This is a genomic window from Clostridium sp., from assembly GCF_051650885.1.
Classification (GTDB): domain Bacteria; phylum Bacillota; class Clostridia; order Clostridiales; family Clostridiaceae; genus Clostridium.
The window spans coordinates 1-1,881 of sequence record NZ_JBOFRG010000140.1; the positions used below are offsets into that span (position 1 = coordinate 1).

The 1,881-nt window shown below is 33.5% G+C and carries 2 protein-coding genes and 1 pseudogene; all 3 read left to right on the forward strand.

What is annotated here, in order from left to right:
- Positions 1-960: UDP-N-acetylglucosamine 1-carboxyvinyltransferase (gene murA / locus ACRC28_RS06755; protein WP_438542687.1), on the forward strand; the 960-nt coding region annotated here is incomplete at its 5' end.
- Positions 961-981: 21 nt separating this feature from the next.
- The gene (locus ACRC28_RS06760; RefSeq protein ID WP_438542688.1) at positions 982-1,773 is read left to right on the forward strand and encodes an MBL fold metallo-hydrolase; all 792 of its coding nucleotides are present in this window, start codon (positions 982-984) and stop codon (positions 1,771-1,773) included.
- 20 nt (positions 1,774-1,793) lie between these two features.
- Positions 1,794-1,881: pseudogene (locus ACRC28_RS06765) on the forward strand (SEC-C metal-binding domain-containing protein); the annotation flags it as partial.

Consider the following 1,881-nt stretch of genomic DNA (forward strand, 5'->3'; position numbering starts at 1 on the left):
CTTCTAACAAGATTTAAAGAAGCTAGAGTTGAATTACCAGGAGGATGTCCTATTGGGGTTAGACCAATAGATCAACATATAAAAGGTTTTGAAGCGCTAGGTGCAGAAGTAACAATAGAGCATGGAGCTGTTAGCGTTAAAGCAGATCATTTAAAAGGAGCTAATATCTTCTTTGATGTTGTTTCAGTTGGAGCAACAATAAATGTTATGATAGCAGCAACTTTAGCAGACGGTGTTACAACTTTAGAAAATGTAGCAAAAGAACCACACGTAGTAGATGTAGCAAACTTCTTAAACAGTATGGGTGCAAACATTAAAGGTGCAGGAACTGATGTTATAAAAATTAAAGGTGTTGAAAAATTAACTGGTTGTGCATACAGTGTTATACCAGACCAAATTGAAGCAGGAACATTCATGATTGCAGCTGTTGCAACTAAAGGTGATATAACTATTAAAAATGTTATACCAAAACATTTAGAATCAATTTCAGCAAAGCTTACAGAAATGGGAGCACAAGTTGAAGAAGGTGATGACAGCGTAAGAGTTAAATATGTTGGAGAATTAAAAGGTGTAAATGTTAAAACTATGCCATATCCAGGTTTCCCAACAGATGTTCAACAACCTATGTCAACATTATTAGCTACAGTACCAGGAAGAAGTATAATAACTGAATCTATATGGGAAAGCAGACATAAGCACATTGATGAGCTTAAGAAAATGGGAGCTAATATAAAGGTTGAAGGTAGAATTGCTATTATTGATGGTGTTAAAGAATTAACTGGAGCTGTTGTTAAAGCAACTGACTTAAGAGCAGGTGCAGCAATGGTTATAGCAGGAATCTTAGCATCAGGAAGAACTGAAATAACAAGCATAGAGCATATTGATAGAGGATATCCTCATATTGAAAATAAGTTTAATGACTTAGGTGCAAGAATTGAAAGAATTACTGTTGCAGAATAAGAAAGCAAGGGGATTTTAGAAATGATATTTTGCTCATTATATAGCGGTAGTAGTGGAAATAGTATTTTTGTAGGTAACGAAAAATCAAAAATATTAATAGATGCTGGGATGCCAGGGAAAAAGATTGATGAGGCACTTAAAAAGATAAACCAAGATCCGAAGGACTTGAAGGGAATATTCATAACTCATGAGCATTCAGACCATATAAAAGGTGCTGGAATAATCTCAAGAAAGTATGATATTCCTATATATGCAAATGATAAGACATGGGCAGCTATGGAAAAATCCTTAGGAAAAGTAAAAGAGCATAATATAAAAGTTATGGATAAGAGAAGTACAATTATATTAGATGACCTTGAAATAAAATCTTTTAATATTCCACATGATGCTATAGCTGCTTGTGGCTACACAATAAGTGCAGGGAACAAGAAAGCTAGTATAGCAACTGATTTTGGAACATTTACAGAAGAAATAAAAGATAACATAAAAGAATCAGATGTTATCTTAATTGAGAGTAATCACGATGTAAGTATGCTTAAATATGGGCCGTATCCATATAACTTAAAAAGAAGAATACTTAGTGAAGTTGGACATTTATCAAATGATGACTGTGGTGATGCAGTAGTAGAACTTATAAGACATGGTCTTGGAAAAGAAATTTTCCTTGGGCATTTAAGTGGAACTAATAATCATCCAGACTTAGCATATCAAACGGTAATTACTACACTTCAAGAACAAGGAATAAAACTTGGGGAAGACGTGAATATTTCAATGGCAAATAGACACGAACCTAGTAAGATAATAAAATTATAAATAAAGAGAGGGTACAAAAAATGAGTTTATACAAAAATTGGACTGATATGGTAGTTGAATATGTTAAAACTAAAGGAGAGGCAGCTTTTTGGGCAGAATACGGAAGTA